This is a genomic window from Cellulomonas gelida, assembly GCF_006538725.1.
Classification (GTDB): domain Bacteria; phylum Actinomycetota; class Actinomycetes; order Actinomycetales; family Cellulomonadaceae; genus Cellulomonas; species Cellulomonas gelida.
This window is the reverse complement of the sequence record NZ_BJLQ01000009.1, coordinates 1-25,559: the sequence shown is the minus strand read 5'-3', so window position 1 is coordinate 25,559 and position 25,559 is coordinate 1. Positions and strand designations below refer to the sequence as shown.

Genomic DNA, 25,559 nt, shown 5'->3' with positions numbered 1-25,559 from the left:
CCCGGACGGACCCGGAACGGGCGCCCTAGACTTGCCCGCTGGTCGGCGCGCTCGTGCGTGACGGCCGACAGTCCACCCCCGGAAGGTTCGGATGCCCGAGAACCCTGCCACCGACAGCGCCGCTGCCGGTGCCCCGTTGTCCCCGCTCGACGAGGTCGGCGTCGCCGCCGCCGTCGACGCGGCTCTCGTCGCGATCACCGCCGCCGGTGACCTCGACGACCTCAAGTCCGTGCGGCTGGCCCACACGGGCGACCGCAGCCCGCTGGCGCTCGCCAACCGTGCGATCGGCGGCCTCGCGCCCGCCGACAAGGGTGCGGCCGGCAGGCTCGTCGGCCAGGCTCGTGGCCGGGTCAACGCCGCGGTCGCGCAGCGGCAGACCGAGCTCGAGGCGGAGCGCGACGCGCGCGTCCTCGTCGAGGAGACCGTCGACGTGACGCTGCCCGTCGACCGCCACCCGCGCGGCGCACGGCACCCGCTGGAGACCCTGCAGCAGCGCGTCGCCGACGTGTTCGTCGCGATGGGCTGGGAGATCGCCGAGGGCCCCGAGCTCGAGGCCGAGTGGTTCAACTTCGACGCCTTGAACTTCGGCGTCGACCACCCTGCGCGCCAGATGCAGGACACGTTCTACGTCGCCGCCCCCGACGGGTCCGACGAGCCGTCGAACCTCGTGCTGCGCACGCACACGAGCCCCGTGCAGGCTCGCTCGCTCCTGAGCCGCGGGGTGCCCGTCTACGTCGCGTGCCCGGGCAAGGTGTTCCGCACGGACGAGCTCGACGCGACGCACACGCCCGTCTTCCACCAGGTCGAGGGCCTGGCGATCGACAAGGGCCTGACGATGGCGCACCTCAAGGGCACGCTCGACCACTTCGCGAAGGCGATGTTCGGGTCCGAGGCGCGTATGCGGCTGCGTCCGTCGTACTTCCCGTTCACCGAGCCGTCCGCCGAGATGGACCTGTGGTTCCCGCAGAAGAAGGGCGGCCCCGGCTGGATCGAGTGGGGCGGCTGCGGGATGGTCAACCCGAACGTGCTGCGCGCGTGCGGCGTCGACCCTGACGTGTACTCGGGCTTCGCGTTCGGCATGGGCATCGAGCGCACCCTCATGCTGCGGCACGCCATCGGCCTGATGCACGACATGGTCGAGGGCGACGTCCGCTTCTCCACCCAGTTCCAGGCGGTGATCTGATGCCTCGCGTTCCCCTGTCCTGGCTCGGCGAGCACGTCGAGCTCCCGGTGGGCCTCACCGCCGAGCAGCTCGCGGTCGACCTCGTGCGGGTCGGTCTCGAGGAGGAGGCTGTGCACGCCGCGGCCGTGACGGGTCCGCTCGTCGTCGGCCGCGTCGTCGAGCGCACCCCCGAGCCGCAGAAGAACGGCAAGACGATCAACTGGTGCCGCGTGGACGTCGGCCCGGAGCACAACGAGCCCGGCGGCACGCCCCGCGGGATCGTGTGCGGCGCGCACAACTTCGACGTGGGTGACCACGTGGTCGTGGCGCTGCCCGGTGCCGTGCTCCCGGGCCCCTTCGCGATCGCGTCGCGCAAGACCTACGGGCACGTGTCCGACGGCATGATCTGCTCGGCCCGCGAGCTCGGGCTGGGGGAGGATCACGCCGGGATCATCGTGCTGAGCGAGATCGGCGTCGACGCGCCCGTCGGGACCGACGCACGTGAGCTGCTCGGCCTCGGCGAGGAGGTCCTCGAGATCAACGTGACCCCGGACCGGGGCTACTGCTTCTCGATGCGGGGCGTCGCGCGCGAGTACGCGCACTCCACGGGTGCCGTGTTCACCGACCCCGCCCTGCCCGAGCCGACCGACGAGCGCCCGGCGGGCTTCGAGGTCGAGATCGACGACGACTCGCCGATCCACGGCGTGCCCGGCGCCGACCGGTTCGTCGCGCAGGTCGTGCGCGGGGTTCGCGCGAACGACCCGTCGCCCGCGTGGATGCAGCGCCGCCTGCAGCAGGCGGGCATGCGCCCGATCTCGCTCGCGGTCGACGTGACCAACTACGTGATGCTCGACCTGGGCCAGCCGCTGCACGCCTACGACCTGGCGACGTTGCACGCACCGATCGTCGTGCGCCGCGCACGTGCGGGTGAGAAGCTCCGCACGCTCGACGACCAGGTCCGCGCGCTCGACCCGCAGGACCTGCTCATCACCGACAGCCCGGAGGGCCGCGGCTCGCGGCCGATCGGCCTGGCGGCCGTGATGGGCGGCGGCGACACGGAGGTGAGCGACGCCACGACCGACCTGCTGATCGAGGCCGCGCACTTCGACCCGGTGACGGTCGCGCGCAGCGCGCGTCGGCACAAGCTGCCGAGCGAGGCGAGCAAGCGGTTCGAGCGGGGCGTGGACCCGCGGCTGCCGCGCGTCGCGGTCGCGCGGGTGGCCGAGCTGCTCGTCGAGCACGGGGGAGGGACGGTCGACGCGGAGCTGACGGACGTGGACCGCACGACCCCGCCCGCAGCGGTCGAGCTCGACCTGGACCACCCCGCCCGGCTCGTCGGCGTGCCCTACACGCACGACGAGGTCCGCGGCGTGCTGACCGAGATCGGCGCGAGCGTGCAGGACGTCCGCCCGGGAGTCGTCGCGGTGACGCCGCCGACCTGGCGGCCCGACCTGACCGTCCCGGTCGAGCTGGTCGAGGAGGTCGCGCGCCTGCGCGGCTACGACGCGATCCCGTCGGTCGTCCCCCCGGCTCCCGCCGGGCTCGGGCTCACGTGGTCGCAGCGCGCGCGCCGCGGCATCGCGGACTCGCTGGCCGAGTCGGGGCTGGTGGAGGTGCTCAGCTACCCGTTCGTCGGGCAGGAGCAGCTCGACGCCCTGGGTCTGGCGGACGACGACGAGCGACGTCGGGCGGTCCGCCTGGTCAACCCGCTCTCCGAGGCCCAGCCCTTCATGCGCACCAACCTGCTCGTGACGGTCCTCGACACCGCGCGGCGCAACGTCGCGCGCGGGAGCACGGACGTGGCCGTGTACGAGGTCGGCCTCGTGACGCTGCCTCGCACGGGGTCGGGTCCGGCGCCCGCGCTGCCGGGCGGTGTGCGCCCGTCTGACGACGAGCTCGCGGCCATCGACGCGGCGGTGCCCGCGCAGCCGCGCCACGCCGCGGGTGTGCTCGCGGGCCGGCTCGAGCCGGCGGGTGTGTGGGGACCCGGGCGTCGCGCCGACCACACCGACGCGATCGCCGCCGTGCAGCGCGCCGCCCAGGTGGCGGGCGTGCCCGTCCGGCTCGTCGCTGACGCAGGTCGCGCGCCGTGGCACCCCGGGCGGTGCGCGCGGGTCGAGACCGTCACGGGCGTGGTGCTCGGGTGGGCCGGCGAGCTGCACCCGAACGTCGTGGCGGCGCACGACCTGCCGGCGCGGACGGCGGCGTTCGAGATCGACCTGGACTCGCTCGTCGCGGCCGCGCCCACCGAGCCCCTCGTCGCGCGGCCGGTCTCGACCTTCCCCGTCGCGAAGGAGGACGTCGCGCTCGTCGTGCCGTCGCAGGTCCCGGCGGCGGACGTGCTCGCCGCGGTGCGCACGGGTGCGGCGTCGAGCCCCGCGGGCGACGTGGTCGAGGACGTGCGGCTGTTCGACGTCTACGAGGGCGACCAGGTGGCGCCCGGGCACCGGTCGCTCGCGTTCGCGCTTCGCCTGCGTGCGGGCGACCGCACGCTGACGGCGGCGGAGACGGCGGCCGTGCGTGACGCGGTGGTCGCCGAGGCGGCCGCGAGGTTCGGGGCGTCGCTGCGCGCCTGACCCGACCGACGTGACCCGAGACCCCCGGGACCGACCTGCTGCTCCACGCAGGCAGGCCCGGGGGTCTCTCGCGTCCCGGGTACGCCGGTCGAGTGCGGCGGGTCGTGCGCGGGGGACGTCGCCGGCGAGACGTCCGATGAGTTCACCGCATCGTTACTGCCCAGTAGTTGCGACAATTCGGACCGGGCGGGAAGGTGAGCGATGGTCGCCCACCAGCGGCCCTCTGTGTTCCCCGATGAAGGAGAGCCGCTGTGCGTCCTGGCAACCGATCGCTCACCGGGGGCCTCGCGGCCCTCGCCGTCGTGCTCGCGGGCTCGGTGGTCGCCGCCGCTCCCGCGACCGCCGCCGTCTCGCCGGCGGCCCCCGTCGTGATCCACGAGGTGTACGGCGGTGGTGGCAACAGCGGGGCCCCGATCCTGCGGGACTTCGTCGAGCTCTACAACGTGAGCGACCAGGCCGTCGACCTCACCGGGTGGTCGGTCCAGTACGGCTCGTCCACCGGCACGGTCGGGGGCAGCGGCCTGGTGACGGTGCTGTCGGGCACGATCCAGCCGCACGACTACTTCCTCGTCGGGCAGGCGACCGGCGCCGGGAGCCAGGACGACATCGAGACGGACCTCAACGGGACGATCGCGATGGGCGGGACCGCGGGCAAGGTCGCGCTGTCGTCGTCGAGCACGGGGCTGGGCTGCACGAGCGCGACGCGCTGCGCGAGCGTCGCGTCGGTGGTCGACTTCGTCGGGTACGGCACCGCGACCAACGACTTCGCCGGGACGGCGCCGACGGGGAACCTCTCGGCCACGACGTCGGCGTCGCGCTCCGCCGAGCACGCCAACACCGCGGACAACGCGGCGGACTTCACGGTCGGCGCGCCGACGCCACGCAAGTCGGGTGCGGACCCCGACCCCGACCCGACCGACCCACCCGAGCTCACGATCGCGGCGATCCAGGGCACGGGTGCGGCGTCGTCGTACGTCGGGCAGACCGTGACGACGCAGGGCGTCGTGACGGCCGCCTACCCGACGGGCGGGCGCAACGGCTACGTCATCCAGACGGCCGGGACGGGCGGGCCGCTCGGGGAGCGCACCGCGTCGGACGGCCTGTTCGTCTTCTCGTCGAGCACCGACGACCTCGTGACCATCGGGGACGAGGTCCAGGTCACGGGCGCGATCAGCGAGTTCAACGGGTTGACGGAGATCACGGTCACGAGCGCGGCGGACCTGACGGTCCTCGACTCCGACGCCACCGTGACGCCCCTGACCGGCGCCTGGCCCGCGACGGCCGCCGCGCGCGAGGCCGTGGAGTCGATGCTGTTCCAGCCGACCGGTGACCTGACGGTCTCGAACACGTTCTCGACGAACCAGTACGGCGAGGTGGGCCTCGCGACCGGGACGACGCCGCTCCTGCAGTGGACCGAGGTCGCCGACCCGCAGGACACCGCGGCGATCCAGGCGGTCAAGGACGACAACGCCGCGCGCGGGGTCGTGCTCGACGACGGCGCGACGACGAACTTCCTGGGCTCGGCGACGAACCAGGCGCTCGTCCCGCCCTACCTGTCGCTGACGAACCCGGTGCGTGTCGGCGCCGCGGTGACGTTCGACGAGCCCGTGGTCGTGACCTACGTGAACAACGCGTGGAAGCTCGACCCGACCCGGCCGCTCGTCGGCCCCACCGACGGGCCCGTGACGTTCGAGAACACCCGCACCGCAGCTCCGCGCGCGGTCGGCGGCGACGTGAGCGTCGCATCCTTCAACGTCCTGAACTACTTCACGACGCTCGGTGCGGGGACGTCGGGCTGCGTGCCGTTCAACGACCGCAGCGGTGACCCCGTCACGGTCAGCACGGGCTGCGACCCGCGCGGTGCGTGGGACCCGGCCGACCTGGCACGGCAGCAGGACAAGATCGTCACGGCGATCAACGACCTCGACGCCGACGTCGTCGGGCTCCTCGAGATCGAGAACTCGCTCGTGGTCGACGGGGTGGCCGACGAGGCGCTGGGCACGCTGGTCGACGCGCTGAACGCCGCGGCCGGCACCGACAAGTGGGCGTTCGTGCCCTCCTCGACCGAGCTGCCCCCGGCCGCCACGATGGACGTGATCTCCAACGCGATCATCTACCAGCCCGCCGCGGTGACGCGGGTCGGGCAGTCGCGCGCGCTGGGCACGCTGTCGGACTCCGGCGAGGCGTTCGACAACGCGCGCGAGCCGCTCGCGCAGGCCTTCGAACCTGCCGCCGGGGGCGAGCCGTTCCTGGTCGCGGTCAACCACTTCAAGTCCAAGGGCTCGGCCGGGCCGCTCCCGGGCGACGCCGACCAGGGTGACGGGCAGGGCGCGTCGAACGCGTCGCGCGTCGCGCAGGCCACGGCCCTGCGCGACTGGGTCGCCGACATCCGGGGCGACGTGGAGGCTGTCGCGCTCGTCGGCGACTTCAACGCGTACACGCTCGAGGACCCGCTCGAGGTGCTCTACGACGCCGGCTACACCGACGCGGCGTCGCAGCTCGCGCCGGGGGAGTACTCGTACTCGTTCAGCGGGCTGTCGGGGTCGCTCGACCACGTGCTGCTCAACGAGGCGGCGCTCGAGCGCGCGACGGGCGCGGACATCTGGGAGATCAACGCCGAGGAGTCCATCGCGCTCGAGTACAGCCGGTACAACTACCACGGCCAGCTGTTCTACGCGCCCGACGAGTACCGCTCGTCGGACCACGACCCGGTCGTCGTCGGGCTCAGCGCGGGCGAGCAGAACGCCGGACCGCTCGACCTGACGTTCCTCAACATCAACGACTTCCACGGTCGCATCGAGTCGGTGACGACCGCGGGGGTCACGTCGTCCAACACGGTGAAGTTCGCCGGGACGGTCGAGAAGCTGCGGGCGGAGGCCGACGGACCCGTGGCCTTCCTGTCGGCGGGTGACAACATCGGGGCGTCGCTGTTCGCGTCCGCGGTGCAGAAGGACCAGCCGACGATCGACGTGCTCGACGCGCTCGAGCTGCGCGCCTCGGCGGTCGGCAACCACGAGTTCGACCAGGGCTTCACCGACCTGACCGACAGGGTCATCGGGCCGGACGGCGACCGGAACGCGCAGTGGGACTACCTCGGCGCGAACGTCTACCTCGACGGGACGACGACGCCGGCGCTCGACGAGTACACGACGTTCGACATGGACGGCGTGACCGTCGGCGTGATCGGCGCGGTCACCGAGGAGACCCCCTCCCTGGTGACCCCGGCAGGCATCGCGACGCTCGACTTCGGCGACCCCGTCGAGGCCGTGAACCGTGTCGCGGCCCAGCTCACGGACGGTGACGAGAGCAACGGCGAGGCCGACGTGATCGTGGCCGAGTACCACGAGGGCGCAGGTGCGGGGACGCCGGACGGCGCGACCCTCGAGGAGGAGCTCGCCGAGGGCGGTGCCTTCGCCGAGATCGTGACGCAGACGTCTGCCGCGGTGGACGTCATCTTCACCGGGCACACCCACAAGCAGTACGCGTGGGACGCGGCCGTTCCGGGGGTCGCGGGCAAGACGCGCCCGGTCGTGCAGACCGGCTCGTACGGCGAGTTCCTCGGCAAGGTCGTGCTGACCTACGACCCGGAGAGCGACGAGGTGCTCGCGCACACGCAGGAGAACGTCGCACGCGTCACCACGGCGGACGCGACGCTCGTCGCCACCTACCCGCGCGTGGCGCAGGTCAAGCAGATCGTCGACGCGGCGATCGCGTACTCGGACGTGGTCGGCCGCGAGCCCGTGGGCTCGATCACGGCCGACATCACGACCGCCTTCACGGGCGGCTCGTACGTCGACGGCGAGTACGTCGGGCCGGGCCCGCTGCCGACGACCGGACGTGACGACCGTGCGAGCGAGTCGACGCTCGGCAACCTCGTCGCGAACTCCCTGCGGGACACGCTCGCCGACGACCGGCTCGGGGGCGCCCAGATCGGCGTCGTGAACCCGGGCGGTCTGCGCTCCGACCTGCTCTACGCGAGGTCGGGGGCGGAGGCGACCGACGGCGTCGTCACGTACGCCGAGGCCAACGCCGTGCTGCCGTTCGCGAACAACCTGTGGACGACGACGCTGACCGGCGCGCAGCTCCTGACGCTGCTCAACCAGCAGTGGCAGCGGGACAGCAACGGCAACGTGCCGTCACGTGCCTACCTGCAGCTGGGGCTGTCCGACAACGTGTCGTACACGTACGACGCGACCCTGCCGGAGGGCAGCCGCATCACGTCCGTGACGATCGACGGCGAGCCGCTCGACCTCGCGGCGGGCTACCGCGTCGGGACGTTCTCGTTCCTCGCCACGGGCGGCGACAACTTCCGGGTGTTCACCCAGGGTTCGGACACGCGCGACTCGGGTCTGCTCGACCGCGACGCGTGGATCGCCTACCTCGAGGCGCACCCGGGGCTGTCTCCCGACTTCGCGCGGCACGCGGTCGCGACGACGCCCCTGCCGAGCGAGGTGTTCGCGGGCGACGCCGTCCAGTTCGGTGTCTCCAGGCTCGACCTGACGAGCCTCGGCTCGCCGCTGAACACGAGCCTGGACATCCGCCTCGACGGCGAGTCGATCGGCGGCGCCACGGTCACCGGGGGCGCGGCGACGGTCGCCGTGCAGATCCCGGCCGGGACGACGCCCGGCGCGCACGAGCTCACGCTCGTCGCCGCACCGAGCGGCACCACGGTGCACGTGCCGTTGACGGTCAAGGCGGCCACCCCGACCACGACCGTGCTCACGATGACCGGGAACCCGGTCGTCGGCGAGACCCAGACCCTGCGCGCGGCGGTGTCGCCGGAGGGCGTCGCCGGGACCGTCACGTTCGTCGACGGCAGGATCTGGCTCGGCACGGTCGCGGTACGTGGCGGCGAGGCGGCGCTCGACGTCCAGCTGGGCGCGGGCGCGCACGAGCTGAGCGCGGTGTTCACACCGACCGACGGACGGTACGCCGCCTCGACGGGGACGCTCACGGCCATGATCGGGGGGTCGCGGAGCACCACGACGCTCGACGTGCAGCCCCGCTCGGTCGCGTTCGGGGGCCAGCTCACGGCGCGCGTCACCGTGACGGCCTCCGGGGTCACGCCCCAGGGCGTCGTCCAGATCCGCGAGGGTCAGACCGTGCTGGCCGCGGCGACCCTCCCGGTGGCCGGCACGGGCACGGGTGCGAGCAAGGGCGCGGCCACGGGCAAGCCGAAGCCCGGTCCGTCGCAGTCCGTGACCGTGACGATCCTGCTGCCGCGCACCCTGGCGGTGGGCAAGCACGCGCTGACGGCGGTGTACGGCGGTGGCGGGGGCCTGCAGGCGTCGACGTCCGCTCCCGTCAAGGTGACCGTCACGAAGGCGCGTCCGACGATCGCCGTGTCGACGCCGAGCTGGACGGTGAAGAAGGGCAGCTCGCCGGTCGTCACGGTGACGGTCGCCGGAGCTCCGGGCGCCCCGGTGCCGGGAGGCACGGTGACGCTCCAGGTCGGGCGCTCGACGTACGTCGGGACGCTGAGCGACGGGGCGGCGACGTTCACGATCCGTGGCGTCACGTCGAGCGTCGTGCTGCGCGCCTCGTACCTCGGCGACGCGGGGTACACGCCCGCCTCGACGAGCAAGCAGCTGACCGTCGACACCAAGCCGGGTGGCCCTCACCCGCCGAAGCGGTGACGCGGGGCTGAGCACGCACGAGGGCGCCCGGTCGGTCGAGCCGACCGGGCGCCCTCGTCGCGTCAGAGGAAGTCGTGGTAGGCGGGAAGGTCCAGCACGCCGTTGCCGGACAGCCCGATCACGATCGTCTGGTCGGTCGTCGCCGCTCGCGCGTGGGCGATCGCACCCGCCACGGCGTGCGTCGACTCGGGCGCGGGGATGATCCCCTCCGCGCGCGCGAACTCCAGGCCCGCGGCGAACGCGACGTCCTGCTCGACGGCGATCGCCTCGAGCAGCCCCAGCTCGAGCGCGTGCGACACCATCGGTGCCATGCCGTGGTAGCGCAGGCCCCCGGCGTGGATGGGCGGCGGCACGAAGTCCTTGCCGAGCGTGTGCATCTTCAGCAACGGGGTCAGCCCGGCCACGTCGCCGAAGTCGTACCGGTACTCGCCCTGCGTGAGCGACGGGCACGCCGCGGGCTCGCAGGCGACGACCCTCGTCGTCGTGCCGTCGCGCAGGTTGCGCCCGATGAACGGGAAGCTGAGCCCCCCGAGGTTCGACCCGCCGCCTGCGCAGCCGAACACGACGTCGGCCGTCTCGCCGATCGCGTCGAGCTGCTCGAGCGCCTCGATCCCGATGACGGACTGGTGCAGCAGCACGTGGTTGAGGACCGAGCCGAGCGCGTAGTGCGCCTTCGGGTCCTGGGCCGCGACCTCGACCGCCTCGGAGATCGCCATGCCGAGCGAGCCGGTGGTGTCCGGGTCCGCGGCGAGCATCGCGCGGCCGGCCTCGGTCAGGTCGGAGGGCGACGGGTGGCAGATCCCGCCATACGTCTCCATCTGCATGCGCCGGTACGGCTTGGCGTCGTACGACGCGCGCACCTGCCAGACCTCGCACTCGATCCCGACGAGCGCGCACGCCATGGACAACGACGCGCCCCACTGGCCCGCACCGGTCTCGGTCGTCAGCTTCGTGATGCCCTCGACCGCGTTGTAGTACGCCTGCGCGACCGCCGTGTTCGGCTTGTGCGACCCGGCCGGCGAGACTCCCTCGTACTTGTAGTAGATCTTCGCGGGCGTGCCGAGCGCGCGCTCGAGCCGCAGCGCCCGGACCAGCGGCGACGGCCGCCACAGCGCGTACATCTCGCGCACGGTCTGCGGGATCTCGACGTAGCGCTCGGTGCTGACCTCCTGGGCGATGAGCGCCATCGGGAACAGCGGGGCGAGGTCCTGCGGCCCGAGCGGCTCACGCGTGCCCGGGTGCAGCGCGGGAGGAGCAGGCTCAGGGAGGTCCGCGGCGAGGTTGTACCAGTGCGTCGGGACCGTCGACGGCACGAAGGTGCCGACCGGGTCGGTGAGCGGCGCGGATGCCGGACGGACGTCGGGGGAAGTCGTCATGCGGTGCCTCCTGGGCGCATCGTGGTGCGGAGCGGGCCCGCACGCGCCAGACCACCACGCCGTGGGTCCGCTGGGCGCAGCCTAGGGCACCGTCCCGCGTCGGTGACCTGGGCCGTCGCGGTGCGAGACGTCAACCGCCGAGCGCCACCGCCCGGCTCAGGAGCTCGACGCGCACCGCGCCGCCCTTGGTGTCGAGCACCCCGACGCGCCGGAAGCCCAGCCGGGCGTGGAACGCCGACGAGGCCGGGTTCGGCGGGTCGAGGTTGACCTCGCACGTGAGCGCCGACAGCCCCAGCCGACGCGCGTGCTGCTCGGCCGCGGCGTACAGGGCGCGCCCCGCGCCGCGCCCGTGCGCGTGCGGCGCGACCACGATCCGGTCCACGTACAGCGAGCCCGGCGCGTGCTCGGCGAACCAGCGGTAGTTCTCGCTCGCGTAGTCGGCCCCGGGGGCGAGGGCCAGGAGGAAGCCGAGCGGCGGGCCGCCCGGCGCGCCGGCGTCGTGGACGACGAGCGCGGCCGCGCAGGTCGGGACGTGCGCGGCGAGCCCGGCCGGGCCCAGCGCGTTCACGGCGGGCACCGCCGCGTCGTTGAGCGCAGCGAGCACCGCGAGGTCGCCGTCGTGCAGGTCCCTGACGGCGAGCCCCGCGGCATGATCGGGCGTTGCGGGCGTTGCGGGCGTTGCGGGCGTGCGGGTGCCGGGGGACACCGCTCCGCCCGGCTCCCCGCTGCCCGGCGTGCTCAGATCGCGCACGAGTCGTCGACGCACGCGTGCGCCGACGGGTCGCCCGCGATCGTCTGCAGCGGGTTCGCCTCGCGCCACCCGGCCTCGAGCAGCTGGGTGAACACCTCGGCGGGTTGCGCGCCCGAGACCGCGTACCGGCGGTCGACGACGAAGAACGGCACGCCGGACACGCCCAGCTCGCGGGCCGCGGCGATGTCGGCCTCGACCGCGTCGGACTGCTCGTCGCCCGCGAGGAACAGCGCGACCGCCTCGTCGTCGTACCCGGCCGCGGCGAACCCGGCCTCGCGCGCGACGGCGACGAGCGAGGAGTCCACGCCGAGGTCCTCGCCGCGCTCGAAGTGCGCCGAGAACAGGACCTCGACGGTGCGCTCGGCCAGCGCCGGGCCGCCGACCGCACGCGCGAGGTGCGTGAGCCGGTGCGCGTCGTAGGAGTTGAACGCCAGGACGGTGTCGAAGTCGTAGCGCAGGCCCACCTCGGCGGCCACAGCCGTGACGTGCGCGAACATCTGCTGCACGCGCTCGGTGGACAGCCCCTTCATCTCCGCCAGGGCCTCGACCTCGGGGCGGCCCGGTCCGCGCGGCGTGTCGGGGGACAGCTGGTACGAGCGCCACACCACCTCGACGTGCTCGCGGTGCGGGAAGGCGGCCAGCGCGTCGGCGAAGCGCCGCTTGCCGATGAAGCACCACGGGCAGGCGATGTCGGACCACACCTCCACCGCGACGGTACGGACGGCGTTCAGGGTGGGGATGCTCACGGCAGCAGCAGGACCTTTCCGGTGGTGGCGCGCGACTCGAGCGCGCGGTGGGCGTCGGCAGCGGCCGACAAGGGGAAGCGGGCTCCGACGCGGACGTCGAGACGGCCGTCGGCGACGGCCCCGAACAGCTCGTTGGCGCGCCACTCGAGCTCGGAGCGGTCGGCCACGTAGTGACCGAGCGTCGGGCGGGTGAGGAACACCGAGCCCGCGGCGTTGAGCCGCTGCGGGTCGACGGGTGGCACGGGGCCGGACGACGCCCCGAAGAGGACGAGCATCCCGCGCCGCGCGAGGGACGCGAGCGACGCGTCGAACGTGTCGCGGCCGACCCCGTCGTACACCGCGTCGACCCCGCGCCCGTCGGTCAGCTCGCGGACGGCCGCGGGCAGCTCGGTGGTCACGTCGTGGAGCTCGCGGTAGCGGATGACCTCGGCGGCGCCCGCGGCGCGCGCGAGCGCCTCCTTCTCGACGCTGCCCACCGTCGCGATCACGCGGCCACCGCGCTGGGTCGCGAGCTGCGTGAGGAGCAGGCCGACGCCGCCGGCCGCGGCGTGCACGAGCACGGTCGTGCCGGGCTCGACGGGGAACGTGGAGCTGACGAGGTAGTGGGCGGTCATGCCCTGCAGCGGGAGCGCTGCGGCGATCTCGTCGTCGACGCCGTCAGGCACCGCGAGAAGCTCGCTCTCGGGGACGGCGGCGAGCTCGGCGTACGAACCGGGGCCCGCCGACCACGCGACCCGGTCACCGGGCGCGAACCGCGTGACGCGCTCACCGACCGCGACCACGGTGCCGGCCCCCTCCGACCCCGGCACGTGCGGGAACGGGACGGGGTACACCCCGGCGCGGCGGTAGGTGTCGATGAAGTTGACCCCGGCGGCGGCGACGCGCACGAGCGCGTCGTGCGGCCCGGGCGTGGGGTCGGGTCGGGTCACGACGGACAGGACCTCGGGTCCACCGGCCTGGGTGGCGACGACTGCATGCACGTCGTGGCGAACGTCGGGGCGGTCGAGTTTCATCCCGCTTCGAGCGACGACCACGGCCGCGCCCCGCGAATGTGTGTGCATTGATTCGCGCTGGCGTGTATGTTCATGCGCATGTCGTTCACAGTCGCGGTGGCGGGGGCCAGCGGGTACGCCGGAGGCGAGATGCTCCGGCTGCTGCTCGGCCACCCCGAGGCCGTCATCGGCGAGGTCACCGCGCACTCCAACGCGGGCAGCGCTCTCGGCGAGCACCAGCCGCACCTGCGACGGCTCGCGGACCGCATGCTGGCCCCGACGACCCCCGACGCGCTCGCGGGCCACGACGTCGTCGTGCTCGCACTGCCGCACGGAGCGAGCGGTGCCGTCGCGGCCGAGCTCGCCCGGCGTGACCCCGGCACGGTCGTCGTGGACCTGGGGGCCGACCACCGACTCGTGGACGCGGCCGACTGGGCCACCTACTACGGCAGCGAGCACGCCGGGACCTGGCCCTACGGACTGCCCGAGCTCCTGCACGAGGGCGAGACGGCAGCCGTCGGCCAGCGCGCACAGCTCGCGGGCGCCACGCGGATCGCCGTCCCCGGCTGCAACGTGACCGCCGTGACCCTCGGCCTGCAGCCGGGCGTCGCCGCGGGCGTCATCGAGCCGATCGACGTCGTGGCGGTCCTCGCGAACGGCTACTCGGGTGCCGGCAAGAGCCTCAAGCCGCACCTGCTCGCCTCTGAGGGCCTCGGCATGGCGCAGCCGTACGCGGTCGGCGGCACGCACCGGCACATCCCCGAGATCGCCCAGAACCTGCGCGCCGCGGGCGCCCCCGACGTGACGATCTCGTTCACGCCCACGCTCGTGCCGATGTCGCGCGGCATCCTCGCGACCGCGACCGCGCGCCTCGTGCCCGGCACCGACCCCGCCGCGGTGCGCGCGGCCTGGGAGGGGGCGTACGCCGACGAGCCGTTCGTCCACCTCCTGCCCGCGGGCCAGTGGCCGACGACCGCCGCGACGCTCGGTGCGAACACGGCTCTCGTGCAGGTCGCGGTCGACGAGCGTGCGGGCCGCGTGGTGACGGTCACCGCGATCGACAACCTCGTCAAGGGCACCGCCGGCGGTGCGCTGCAGTCGCTCAACCTCGCGCTCGGGCTGCCCGAGACACTCGGCCTTCCCATGGACGGAGTCGCACCGTGACGCTCACCTCCCAGGACGCCGCCGAGCTCTCGCCCGGTGTCACGTTCCCCGCCGGGTTCCGCGCGAGCGGCACGACCGCGGGCCTCAAGGCGTCCGGGCGGCCCGACCTCGCGCTCGTCGTGAACGACGGCCCGCTGCAGGTCGGCGCGGCCGTGTTCACCTCGAACCGGGTCGTGGGCCACCCGGTCACCTGGTCGCGGCAGGCCGTCTCCGACGGCGTCGTGAGCGCGGTCGTCCTCAACTCCGGCGGCGCGAACGTGTGCACCGGCCCGGACGGCTTCCTCGACGTGCACCGCACGGCCGAGACGGTCGGTGCGGCGCTCGGGGTCTCGCCCGGCGACGTCGTCGTGTGCTCCACGGGCCTGATCGGGGAGCGCCTGCCGATCGACACGCTCCTGGCCGGCATCGGCCCGGCCCGCGACGCGCTGTCGAGCACGGGCGGGCCCGCGGCCGCGACCGCGATCATGACGACCGACACGGTCGCCAAGACCGCGGACATGACGATCGACGGCGACCTCGGCACCTGGCGCGTGGGCGGCATGGCCAAGGGTGCGGGCATGCTCGCCCCCGGCCTGGCCACGATGCTGTGCGTGATCACGACCGACGCGGTCGTGGACGCCGCCCTCGCGGATGCCGCGCTGCGCGCCGCGACGCGCGACACGTTCGACCGCGTCGACTCCGACGGCTGCATGTCGACGTCCGACACGGTGACGCTGCTGGCCTCGGGCGCCTCGGGAGTGACGCCCGACCCCGCTGGCTTCACCGCGGCGGTGACCGCGGTCGCGGCCCAGCTCGCGCGCCAGCTCGTCGCGGACGCCGAGGGTGCGACGCACGACATCGCGATCACCGTCACCGGGGCGTCGTCGCAGTCCGCCGGGCTCGCGGTCGCCCGCGCGGTCTCGCGCTCGAACCTGTTCAAGGCCGCCGTCTACGGCAACGACCCGAACTGGGGGCGCATCCTGGCGTCGGTCGGCACGGTTCCCGCCGAGGTCGCGCCGTTCGACCCGGACCAGCTGGACGTCACGATCAACGGCGTGATGATCTGTCGCGCGGGCGGCGCGCACGAGCCCCGCTCGAGCGTGGACCTGGCCGCGTCGCGCGACGTGCACGTCCTCATCGACCTGCACGCGGGCGAGGAGGTCGTGACGCTCTGGACCAACGACCTCACGCACGCCTACGTCTCCGAGAACAGCGAGTACTCGACGTGACCCAGCCCGACCCCACGCCCGCGGTCCCGGACGACTTCCACTTCGACACCCGTACGGACCTGCGCCCCGACCAGAAGGCCGAGGTCCTCATCCAGGCGCTGCCGTGGCTGCAGAAGTTCGCCGGGGCGCTCGTCGTCGTCAAGTACGGCGGCAACGCCATGATCGACGACGAGCTCAAGCGTGCGTTCGCGCAGGACATGGTGTTCCTGCGCCAGGTCGGCCTCAAGCCGGTCGTCGTGCACGGCGGTGGCCCGCAGATCAGCTCGATGCTGGACCGTCTGGGCATCGAGTCGGAGTTCCGCGGCGGCCTGCGCGTCACCACGCCCGAGGCGATGGACGTCGTGCGCATGGTCCTCACGGGCCAGGTGTCGCGCGAGCTCGTCGGGCTCCTCAACGCGCACGGCCCGCACGCCGTGGGCCTGTCCGGCGAGGACGGCGGTCTGTTCCAGGCCCGCCGTCGGCACGCGTTCGTCGACGGCGAGCCGGTCGACGTCGGCCTCGTCGGGGACGTCGTGAAGGTCAACCCGAGCGCCGTGCAGGACCTGCTCGACGCGGGCCGGATCCCCGTGGTCAGCACGGTCGCGCCCGACATCGACGACCCGACGCAGGTGCTCAACGTCAACGCCGACACGGCGGCGGCGGCGCTCGCGGTCGCGCTCGGTGCGCGCAAGCTCATCGTCCTGACCGACGTCGAGGGCCTCTACCTGAACTGGCCGGACCGCAGCTCGCTCGTGCGGCGCCTCAGCGCGAGCGACCTCGCGGAGGTCCTGCCGTCGCTCGACTCCGGCATGCGGCCGAAGATGGAGGCCTGCTGGCGCGCCGTGACGGGCGGGGTCGGTCGCGCGCACGTCATCGACGGTCGTGCGCCGCACTCGATCCTCGTCGAGGTGTTCACGTCCGACGGCATCGGCACGATGGTGCTGCCCGACGAGGAGCCCGCCGACGCCCCCTTCACGGCCCCGATCCCCGTCATCCACCCGGAGGTGTCCGCGTGAGCGAGCCGACGACCACGCCGGCCGCCGCGCCGGTGACCACCGCTGATCCCGCCGCGGCCCCGGCAGGGCCGACGACGCGGCGTGCGCTGCGACAGGCCGCGTCGACCGTCGACGGCATCCCGGTCGCCGTCGCCGAGGGCTCGGTCGCGCAGTGGACCGAGCGCTACACGCACGCGGTCATGGACACGTTCGGACCGCCGCAGCGCGTGCTCGTCCGCGGTGAGGGGCCGTACGTGTGGGACGCCGACGGCAACCGCTACCTCGACCTGCTCGGGGGGATCGCGGTCAACAGCCTCGGCCACGCGCACCCGACCCTGACGGCCGCGATCAGCGCGCAGCTGGGCACGCTCGGTCACGTCTCGAACTTCTTCGGCAGCCCCACGCAGATCGCGTTCGCCGAGCGCCTCATCGAGCTCGCGCAGGCGCCCGAGGGCTCGCGCGTCTTCCTCACCAACTCCGGCACGGAGGCCAACGAGGCGGCGTTCAAGCTCGCGCGCCGCACGGGCCGCACGCGGATCATCGCGCTCGAGGGCGCGTTCCACGGGCGCACGATGGGCGCGCTCGCGCTGACGCACAAGGCCGCGTACCGCGAGCCGTTCGAGCCGCTGCCGCCGGGCGTCGAGTGGGTGCCGTTCGGCGACTCCCTCGCGCTCGAGGCCGCGCTCGCGCCGGGCGACGTGGCTGCGGTGTTCGTCGAGCCGCTGCAGGGGGAGGCGGGCGTGCTGCCGCTGCCCCCGGGCTACCTCGCGCGAGCCCGTGAGCTCACGGCGCGGCACGGGACGCTCCTGATCCTCGACGAGGTGCAGACCGGCATGGGACGCACGGGCGAGTGGTTCGCGCACCAGCTGCCGCACATCGGTGGGGGAGTCGTGCCGGACGCGGTGACGGTCGCCAAGGGGCTCGGCGGCGGTTTCCCGGTCGGCGCTCTCATCGCGTTCGGCGACACGGCCGCGACGCTGATCGGCCGCGGCCAGCACGGCACGACGTTCGGCGGGAACCCCGTGGCGTCGGCCGCGGGCCTCGCCACGATCGGCGTGATCGAGCGCGACGGCCTGCTGGCCCACGTGCGCGACGTCGGTGCGCGGCTGCGCGAGCGCGTCGCGGAGCTCGACAACCCGCTCGTCGACTCCGTGCGCGGCGAGGGCCTCCTCGTGGGCATCGGTCTGAGCTCGGCCGTGGCGCCCGCGGTCGCGTCGCGGGCGCTCGCCGCCGGCTTCGTCGTGAACCCCGTCAACCCGACGACGATCCGGCTCGCGCCGCCGTTCGTCGTGACGCACGAGCAGCTCGGCACGTTCGTCGACTTCCTCGCCGAGCTCGACCCTGCCGAGGTTGCCGCGTGACCCGCCACTTCCTGCGCGACGACGACCTGACGCCCGACGAGCAGGCGCAGGTCCTCGAGCTCGCGCTCGCGTTCTGCGACGACCGCTACATCCGCAAGCCGCTCGCCGGCCCGCGCGCGGTCGCGGTCATCTTCGACAAGCCGACGCTGCGCACCCAGGTGTCGTTCAGCACGGGGATCGCCGAGCTGGGCGGGTTCCCGCTCGTCGTCGACGGCAAGCTCGCCCAGATCGGCACGCGTGAGTCGATCGCGGACACCGCCCACGTGCTCGGCCGCCAGGTCGCGGCGATCGTGTGGCGCACGCACGAGCAGTCGCGCATCGAGGAGATGGCCGCGGTCGCGGGCGTCCCCGTGGTCAACGCGCTCACGGACGACTTCCACCCGTGCCAGATCCTGGCGGACCTCGCGACCGTGGCGCAGCATCGCGGCGGGGTCGCGGCGCTGCCGGGCCTGACGCTCGCGTTCGTCGGCGACGGCGCGAACAACATGGCGCACTCGTACCTGCTGGGCGGCGCGACCGCGGGCATGCACGTGCGGATCGGCTCGCCCGAGGGCTTCCGCCCGGACCCGGCCGTGGTGGCCGACGCCGAGCGGATCGCGGCGGCCACGGGCGGCTCGGTCGCCGTCGTGGGCTCGCTGGCCGAGGCCGTCTCGGGTGCGGACGTCGTCGCGACCGACACGTGGGTCTCGATGGGCCAGGAGTCCGACTCGCTGGACCGTGAGACGCCGTTCGTGCCGTTCCGGGTCGACGCGGCGGCGCTCGCGCTCGCGGCGCCCGGTGCGCACGTCCTGCACTGCCTGCCGGCGTACCGCGGCAAGGAGATCACCGCCGAGGTGATCGACGGCCCGCAGTCGATCGTGTGGGACGAGGCCGAGTTCCGGCTGCACGCCCAGAAGGCGCTCCTGACGTTCCTCCTCGAGGCCAGGTGAGCGTGATGACCCTCCCGGGCACGACGAACGGCGCGCCGCGCGCGACCGCGCCGCAGACCAAGGCGGCGCGGCAGTCGCTGGTCGCCGCGCTGCTCACGCGCGAGGCGGTGCACTCGCAGCAGCAGCTCGCCGAGCTGCTCGGCGACGCGGGCGTCACGGTCACGCAGGCGACCCTCTCGCGCGACCTCGTCGAGCTCCAGGCGGTCAAGGTGCGTACCCCGTCGGGTGCGCTCGTGTACGCCGTGCCCGGGGAGGGCTCGGTGCGCACCCTGCCGACCGCGCCCGCGGCCGACGCCGAGCACCTCGCCGCGCGGCTCGAGCGGTTGTGCACCGAGCTGCTGCTGACCGCGGAGTCGTCGGGCAACCTCGTCGTGCTGCGCACCCCTCCGGGCGGCGCGCAGTACCTGGCCTCGGCGATCGACCACTCCGTCCTCCCCGCCGTGCTCGGCACGATCGCGGGGGACGACACGATCCTCGTCGTGTCGCGCGACCCCGACGGCGCCGCACTGGCGTCGCGGTTCCTCACCCTCGCGACCGGGACCTCGTAGGCCCGGCACGACCGCTCGACCCTCGTCCTCTCGCACCACCCGAACCCAGCTCGTAGAAAGTGACATCTCATGACTGAGCGCGTCGTCCTCGCGTACTCCGGCGGTCTGGACACCTCCGTCGGCATCGGCTGGATCGCCGAGGCCACCGGCGCCGAGGTCATCGCCGTGGCGGTCGACGTCGGCCAGGGCGGTGAGGACCTCAACGTCATCCGCCAGCGGGCGCTCGACTGCGGCGCGGTCGAGGCCTACGTGGCCGACGCCCGCGACGAGTTCGCCGAGGAGTACTGCATGCCGGCGCTGCAGGCCAACGGCCTGTACCTCGACCGCTACCCGCTGGTCTCGGCGCTGTCCCGTCCGGTGATCGTCAAGCACCTCGTGCGCGCCGCGCGCCAGTTCGGCGCGACGACCGTCGCGCACGGCTGCACGGGCAAGGGCAACGACCAGGTGCGCTTCGAGGTCGGCATCACCTCGCTCGCCCCTGACCTGACCTGCCTCGCCCCGGTGCGCGACCTCGCGCTCACGCGCGACAAGGCGATCGAGTTCGCCGAGAAGCACAAGCTCCCGATCGCGACCACCAAGCACAACCCGTTCTCGATCGACCAGAACGTGTGGGGTCGCGCGGTCGAGACCGGATTCCTCGAGGACATCTGGAACGGCCCGACGAAGGACGTCTACACCTACACCGACGACCCGACGTTCCCGCCGGTCGCCGACGAGGTCGTCATCACGTTCGAGCAGGGCGTCCCGGTCGCGCTCGACGGCGTGCCGGTCACGCCGCTGCAGGCGATCCAGGAGATGAACCGCCGCGCAGGCGCCCAGGGCGTCGGTCGGATCGACATCGTCGAGGACCGCCTGGTCGGCATCAAGTCGCGCGAGGTCTACGAGGCGCCGGGCGCGATCGCGCTCATCGCCGCGCACCAGGAGCTCGAGAACGTGACGATCGAGCGCGAGCAGGCGCGCTTCAAGCGCCAGGTCGAGCAGCGCTGGACCGAGCTGGTGTACGACGGCCAGTGGTTCAGCCCGCTCAAGCGCTCGCTCGACACGTTCATCGCGGACACGCAGCGCTACGTCTCGGGCGACATCCGGCTCGTGCTGCACGGCGGGCGCGCCACGGTCAGCGGCCGCCGCTCGGACTCGTCGCTGTACGACTTCAACCTCGCCACGTACGACACGGGCGACACGTTCGACCAGGCGTCGGCGAAGGGCTTCATCGAGATCTACGGCCTGTCGAGCAAGCTCGCCGCCGCGCGCGACGTGCGGTTCGGCAACGGCGTGGACCTCGGCACGCAGGGCGGTATCGATGCCTGAGTCGCCAGCGGCCGGTCAGCCGGTCGCGCCGCTCGCCCTGTGGGGCGGCCGGTTCGCGTCCGGCCCGGCCGCGGCCCTGGCCGAGCTGTCGCGCTCGACCCAGTTCGACTGGCGCCTCGCGGACGTCGACATCTCGGGCTCGGTCGCGCACGCGCACGTCCTGCACGGGGCGGGTCTGCTGTCCGACGACGAGGTCGCCGGCATGGTCGACGCGCTCGAGCGGCTGCGGACCGACGTGGCGTCGGGTGCGTTCGGCCCCACGCCGGACGACGAGGACGTGCACACCGCGCTCGAGCGCGGTCTGATCGAGCGGGCCGGCGCGGACCTGGGCGGCAAGCTGCGCGCGGGCCGCTCGCGCAACGACCAGATCGCGACGCTCGTGCGCATGTACCTGCGCCGCGAGGCACGCGCGATCGCCGGGCTGGTGCTCGACGTGGTCGACGCGCTCACCGCGCAGGCGACCGCCGCGGGGGACGCGCCCATGCCGGGCCGCACCCACCTGCAGCACGCCCAGCCGGTGCTGCTCGCGCACAGCCTGCTCGCGCACGCATGGCCGCTGCTGCGCGACGTCGAGCGCTACGTCGACTGGGACCGGCGCGCCGCGGTCTCGCCGTACGGCTCGGGTGCGCTCGCCGGCTCGTCGCTGGGCCTGGACCCGGCGGCGGTCGCCGCCGAGCTCGGCTTCGACGCGCCGGTCGAGAACTCGATCGACGGCACGGCCTCGCGTGACGTGGTCGCCGAGTTCGCGTTCGTCTCGGCGATGCTCGCGGTCGACCTGTCGCGGCTCGCGGAGGAGATCATCCTCTGGGCCACCAAGGAGTTCGGCTTCGTGCGGCTGCACGACTCGTTCTCGACCGGGTCGAGCATCATGCCGCAGAAGAAGAACCCGGACATCGCCGAGCTCGCGCGCGGCAAGGCGGGCCGGCTCGTCGGTGACCTCACGGGCCTGCTGACGACGCTCAAGGGGCTGCCGCTCGCCTACAACCGCGACCTGCAGGAGGACAAGGAGCCGGTCTTCGACCAGGTCGACCAGCTCACGGTCCTGCTGCCGGCGTTCGCCGGCATGGTCGCGACGCTCACGTTCGACACGGACCGCCTCGCCTCACTGGCGCCGCAGGGCTTCTCGCTCGCGACGGACATCGCCGAGTGGCTGGTGCGCGAGGGCGTCCCGTTCCGGGTCGCGCACGAGGTCGCGGGGGAGTGCGTGCGCGCGTGCGAGGCGCACGAGCCCGCGATCGAGCTGTGGGAGCTGACCGACGACGAGCTCGCCGCGATCTCGCCGCACCTGACGCCCGCGGTGCGCGAGGTGCTCTCGGTCGAGGGGTCGCTCGCGTCGCGCTCCGCGTACGGCGGGACCGCCCCGGTGCGGGTCGCCGAGCAGCTCGGGCGCGCGCAGGGTCGCGCGGCGGAGCTGCGCGGCTGGGCGTCCTGACGGCCCGCATGTCCGCTCCGTCCGACGAGGGCGCGCTCACGACGATCGTCGAGCGCGCCCTCGCGGCGTCCCCACGGCTCGGTCCCGTGCGCGCCGTCTGCCTCGACGGCCCCGCCGGCTCGGGCAAGACGACGGCCGCAGCGGGTGTGCTCGAGGCGGCCTCCGCACGCGGGACGCGCGCGGTCGTCGTGCACCTCGACGACCTGTACGAGGGCTGGTCCGGGCTCGAGGGCTCGTTGTGGCCGCGCCTGTCCGCGCAGGTGCTCGAGCCCCTGCGCCGCGGTCTGCCCGGCAGGTTCCAGCGCTACGACTGGGCCACGGGCGCCTTCGCGGACTGGATCGACGTGCCCGTCCCTGAGCTGCTCGTGCTCGAGGGCTGCGGCTCGGCGCGCCGCGAGTGCGACGCGTGGGCGGTCGTGCGCGTCTGGGTCGAGGCTCCCGACGAGCTGCGTCTCGCCCGTGGTCTGGCACGGGACGGCGTGGCCGCGCGCGAGCAGTGGCTGCGGTGGATGGACGACGAGCGCGCGCACTTCGCGCGGGAGAGCAGTCGTGAACGGGCCGACATCCGCCTGGACGAGTTTGGCAGGATGACCCCGTGACGCCCTTCGCCGACGCCCCGAGCGCTCCCGAGCCCGCGGGCTCGTCGGCGCCCGGCGCGCTGCCGGGGTCCGGGTCCCGGGTCGACGTCCCGGGCAACCCCACCGAGGGCGCTCGGACGGGGACCACCGCCGATGGACGAGCGGACGGACGCGATGCGCCCCGACCCCCGCACGTCGCGGACCCGCGCCGGTTCGTCGCGGTCCCGGCCCGCAGCTGGTACGCGCGGGACGTGCACGCGGTCGCCAAGGACCTGCTCGGCGCGTTCGTCACGACGAGCACGCCGGACGGCACCGTCACGATCCGCCTCACGGAGGTCGAGGCCTACGCGGGTGCGCTGGACCCGGGCTCGCACGCGTTCCGCGGGCGCACCGCACGCAACGCGGTGATGTTCGCCGAGCCGGGCCGTCTGTACGTGTACCGCCACCTCGGTCTGCACCACTGCGTGAACGTCGTCGCCGAGCCCACCGGTCAGCCCGCGGCGGTCCTGCTGCGCGCCGGCGAGGTCGTCGACGGGGCCGAGCTGGCCTGGCGTCGCCGCGAGGCGGTCGGGGTCGTCGACTCCGAGCGGCAGCTCGCGCGCGGCCCGGCCCGGCTCGCCGTGTGCCTGGGCATCGACCGCGCGTGGAACGGCGCGGACCTCACCGAGGCGGGCGGACGCGTGGTGGTGCACCGACGCGAGGCGCCCACGCACACGACGCACGCGAGCGGTCCGCGCGTCGGCGTCTCGGGCCCCGGCGGCGACTCGACGCGCCACCCGTGGCGCTACTGGATCACCGGTGAGCGCACCGTGTCCGCCTACCGTCCCGCCTACCGGTCGGCCACTCGGGCCGCGGCCTCGTCGGACGGCTATCGGACGCCGGCGTCGGAAGACGCCCCGTGACGGGGCGACGGCGTCGGCCGCACGCGCCTCGACCTGACGGGTCCCGACCACACGCAGAACCGCGCTGACCTCACGCCGTGCCTCGAGCGCGGCCCTTCGACCGGAGACCGAACGTGACGCACATCCTCGACGAGCTCGCCTGGCGCGGGCTCATCGCCCACACCACCGACACCGACGCGCTGCGCGACGCGCTGTCCGCAGGGCCGGTGACGCTGTACTGCGGCTTCGACCCCACGGCACCGAGCCTGCACATCGGCAACCTCGTCCAGATCCTCACGGTCCGCAGGCTGCAGGACGCCGGCCACCGCCCGATCGCGCTCGTCGGCGGCGCCACGGGCCTGATCGGCGACCCGAAGATGACGGGGGAGCGCACCCTGAACTCGCGCGACGTCGTCGCCGGCTGGGTCGAGCGGATCCGGGGTCAGATCGCTCCGCTCCTGCGGTTCGACGGTGAGAACGCCGCGACGATGGTGAACAACCTCGACTGGACGGCACCGATGTCCGCGATCGACTTCCTGCGCGACGTCGGTCAGCACTTCCGGCTCGGCACGATGATCGCGAAGGACACCGTCGCGCGCCGCCTGGCCAGCGACCAGGGGATCTCGTTCACGGAGTTCAGCTACCAGGTGCTCCAGGGGATGGACTACCTCGAGCTCTTCCGCAGGCACGGCGTCACGCTGCAGACGGGCGGCTCCGACCAGTGGGGCAACCTGCTGTCGGGCGTCGAGCTGATCCGCAAGGTCGAGGGCACCGGTGTCCACGCGCTGACGACGCCGCTGATCACCAAGGCCGACGGCACGAAGTTCGGCAAGACCGAGTCCGGGACCGTCTGGCTCGACCCGCAGATGACGACGCCGTACGCCTTCTACCAGTTCTGGCTCAACGCGGACGACGCCGACGTGCTTGGCTACCTCAAGGTCTTCACGTTCCGCTCGCGTGAGCAGATCGAGGAGCTGGCGGATGCCGTGGCGACGCGGCCGGCCGCGCGTGAGGCGCAGCGCACCCTCGCGTACGACGTGACCGCCCTGGTGCACGGGGTGCAGGCGGCGGACGCGGTGGTCGCCGCCTCCCGGGCGCTGTTCGGCCGCGGCGCGCTGGGCGATCTCGATCAGGCGACGCTCGGCGCGGCTGTCGCCGAGCTCCCGACCGCGGGCGGCGCCCCGGGCGACCTCGTCGTCGACCTGCTCGCCGCGACCGGTGTCGTCAAGAGCAAGTCCGAGGCCCGCCGCGCGATCGCCGAGGGCGGCGCCTCGATCAACAACGTCCGCGTCCCCGACGAGGACGCAACCCTTGCGCCCGAGGACCTGCTGCACGGTCGGTGGGCCGTGCTCCGCCGCGGCAAGCGCACGCTCGCGGTGGTCGACACCCATCGCTGACCGACCCGCTGGCCTGACGGCCACTGCTCGCGCGACGCCCACCCGGCCGCGCCGCACCCCGACGGGGCTCGCGGCGCGGCCGTCGTCGTACCCCTCCGGCCCGTGGACGCAGCGAACCGGGACGAAACGGCGGATGCCGTGGGCACAGCGGCCGGGGCCGGCCCTTCCAGACGGCATCTGCGCAGGTCAGCGCGCCGAACGGGCCAGGTGAGCGGCGTCACCACGTCGCGGATTTGCCCTCGGCGCCACGGGCTGCGTAATGTTCTCGATGTCGCCCGGCAGGGAGGAACGGACACGGAGCCGGATCCGCGAGGATCCAGGCGATGGACGGTCCCGCAGGCGGCCAACCCCGATCAGATCGCAGGTGCTTCGTGCGCCTCTGGTACGGTCGGGCGCCCAGGATCCTGGAGGAAGAGCCGCTCGCAAGGGTGGTTCCGAAGAGCCGGGGGATCGGGTACAGTAGACAGGCCCCAAGCGCCGAGGCGCGAAGGGAAAGCGAACAAGCCTCTTGCTCAGGATCGGAAGATCCTGCGGGGATGC

Annotated in this window: 18 protein-coding genes; 14 read left to right on the top strand and 4 right to left on the bottom strand. The window is 73.6% G+C overall.

The annotated features are described in order from the left end of the window. Window positions 1-91: 91 nt before the first annotated feature. The 3 genes from pheS to CGE01nite_RS05875 all read left to right on the top strand — a co-directional run bounded on the left by pheS (window position 92) and on the right by CGE01nite_RS05875 (window position 9,374). Window positions 92-1,183 (top strand): phenylalanine--tRNA ligase subunit alpha, encoded by a 1,092-nt coding sequence (pheS, locus tag CGE01nite_RS05885; RefSeq protein WP_141369588.1) that lies wholly within the window; start codon window positions 92-94, stop codon window positions 1,181-1,183. Next, window positions 1,183-3,738, top strand: coding sequence for a phenylalanine--tRNA ligase subunit beta (pheT, locus tag CGE01nite_RS05880; protein ID WP_141369586.1), 2,556 nt, complete (start codon window positions 1,183-1,185; stop codon window positions 3,736-3,738). The genes pheS and pheT overlap by 1 nt, the downstream gene beginning before the upstream one ends. A 251-nt stretch (window positions 3,739-3,989) precedes the next feature. Beyond that, window positions 3,990-9,374, top strand: a complete 5,385-nt coding sequence (locus tag CGE01nite_RS05875) for an ExeM/NucH family extracellular endonuclease (protein ID WP_141369584.1) — start codon at window positions 3,990-3,992, stop codon at window positions 9,372-9,374. A 62-nt stretch (window positions 9,375-9,436) separates the two neighbouring features. Here CGE01nite_RS05875 and CGE01nite_RS05870 read toward each other — a convergent pair whose 3' ends face one another. The 4 genes from CGE01nite_RS05870 to CGE01nite_RS05855 form a co-directional block, all read right to left on the bottom strand. Beyond that, window positions 9,437-10,750 (bottom strand): TrpB-like pyridoxal phosphate-dependent enzyme, encoded by a 1,314-nt coding sequence (locus CGE01nite_RS05870; RefSeq protein WP_141369582.1) that lies wholly within the window; start codon window positions 10,748-10,750, stop codon window positions 9,437-9,439. A 130-nt stretch (window positions 10,751-10,880) separates the two neighbouring features. Further along, a complete protein-coding gene (locus CGE01nite_RS05865; protein ID WP_218022603.1) occupies window positions 10,881-11,501 on the bottom strand; it encodes a GNAT family N-acetyltransferase in 621 nt (206 codons plus the stop codon). Next, a complete protein-coding gene (locus CGE01nite_RS05860; RefSeq protein WP_141369580.1) occupies window positions 11,489-12,247 on the bottom strand; it encodes a DsbA family oxidoreductase in 759 nt (252 codons plus the stop codon). Before CGE01nite_RS05860 ends, CGE01nite_RS05865 begins: the two co-directional genes overlap by 13 nt. Then, window positions 12,244-13,227 (bottom strand): quinone oxidoreductase family protein, encoded by a 984-nt coding sequence (locus tag CGE01nite_RS05855; RefSeq protein ID WP_048341495.1) that lies wholly within the window; start codon window positions 13,225-13,227, stop codon window positions 12,244-12,246. Before CGE01nite_RS05855 ends, CGE01nite_RS05860 begins: the two co-directional genes overlap by 4 nt. A gap of 111 nt (window positions 13,228-13,338) precedes the next feature. On the opposite strand from CGE01nite_RS05855, the gene argC reads away from it, so the two are divergent. From argC to tyrS, 11 genes are all read left to right on the top strand, one after another. Continuing rightward, entirely contained in the window at window positions 13,339-14,403 is a 1,065-nt protein-coding gene (gene argC, locus CGE01nite_RS05850; protein ID WP_218022602.1) for an N-acetyl-gamma-glutamyl-phosphate reductase, read from the top strand. After that, window positions 14,400-15,611 carry a bifunctional glutamate N-acetyltransferase/amino-acid acetyltransferase ArgJ gene (gene argJ / locus CGE01nite_RS05845; RefSeq protein ID WP_048341485.1) on the top strand — a complete coding sequence of 404 codons (1,212 nt, stop codon included), beginning with the start codon at window positions 14,400-14,402 and terminating at the stop codon, window positions 15,609-15,611. The genes argC and argJ overlap by 4 nt, the downstream gene beginning before the upstream one ends. Further along, the gene (gene argB / locus CGE01nite_RS05840; RefSeq protein ID WP_048341486.1) at window positions 15,608-16,606 is read left to right on the top strand and encodes an acetylglutamate kinase; all 999 of its coding nucleotides are present in this window, start codon (window positions 15,608-15,610) and stop codon (window positions 16,604-16,606) included. The genes argJ and argB overlap by 4 nt, the downstream gene beginning before the upstream one ends. An 86-nt stretch (window positions 16,607-16,692) precedes the next feature. Next, the gene (locus CGE01nite_RS05835; protein WP_048341496.1) at window positions 16,693-17,946 is read left to right on the top strand and encodes an acetylornithine transaminase; all 1,254 of its coding nucleotides are present in this window, start codon (window positions 16,693-16,695) and stop codon (window positions 17,944-17,946) included. Further along, window positions 17,943-18,875 carry an ornithine carbamoyltransferase gene (argF, locus tag CGE01nite_RS05830; protein WP_048341487.1) on the top strand — a complete coding sequence of 311 codons (933 nt, stop codon included), beginning with the start codon at window positions 17,943-17,945 and terminating at the stop codon, window positions 18,873-18,875. The genes CGE01nite_RS05835 and argF overlap by 4 nt, the downstream gene beginning before the upstream one ends. Window positions 18,876-18,880: 5 nt before the next feature. Continuing rightward, a complete protein-coding gene (locus CGE01nite_RS05825; RefSeq protein WP_048341497.1) occupies window positions 18,881-19,423 on the top strand; it encodes an arginine repressor in 543 nt (180 codons plus the stop codon). 69 nt (window positions 19,424-19,492) lie between these two features. Then, entirely contained in the window at window positions 19,493-20,731 is a 1,239-nt protein-coding gene (locus CGE01nite_RS05820; RefSeq protein WP_048341488.1) for an argininosuccinate synthase, read from the top strand. Next, a complete protein-coding gene (argH, locus tag CGE01nite_RS05815) occupies window positions 20,724-22,163 on the top strand; it encodes an argininosuccinate lyase (protein ID WP_141369576.1) in 1,440 nt (479 codons plus the stop codon). The genes CGE01nite_RS05820 and argH overlap by 8 nt, the downstream gene beginning before the upstream one ends. Window positions 22,164-22,171: 8 nt before the next feature. Continuing rightward, window positions 22,172-22,762: a uridine kinase family protein gene (locus tag CGE01nite_RS05810; protein ID WP_141369574.1), complete on the top strand. Its 591-nt coding sequence runs from the start codon at window positions 22,172-22,174 to the stop codon at window positions 22,760-22,762. Next, entirely contained in the window at window positions 22,759-23,643 is an 885-nt protein-coding gene (locus CGE01nite_RS05805; RefSeq protein WP_255318480.1) for a DNA-3-methyladenine glycosylase, read from the top strand. The genes CGE01nite_RS05810 and CGE01nite_RS05805 overlap by 4 nt, the downstream gene beginning before the upstream one ends. 113 nt (window positions 23,644-23,756) lie before the next feature. After that, complete coding sequence (gene tyrS / locus CGE01nite_RS05800) at window positions 23,757-25,019, top strand: tyrosine--tRNA ligase (RefSeq protein ID WP_141369572.1); 1,263 nt, start codon at window positions 23,757-23,759, stop codon at window positions 25,017-25,019. Window positions 25,020-25,559 lie beyond the last annotated feature (540 nt).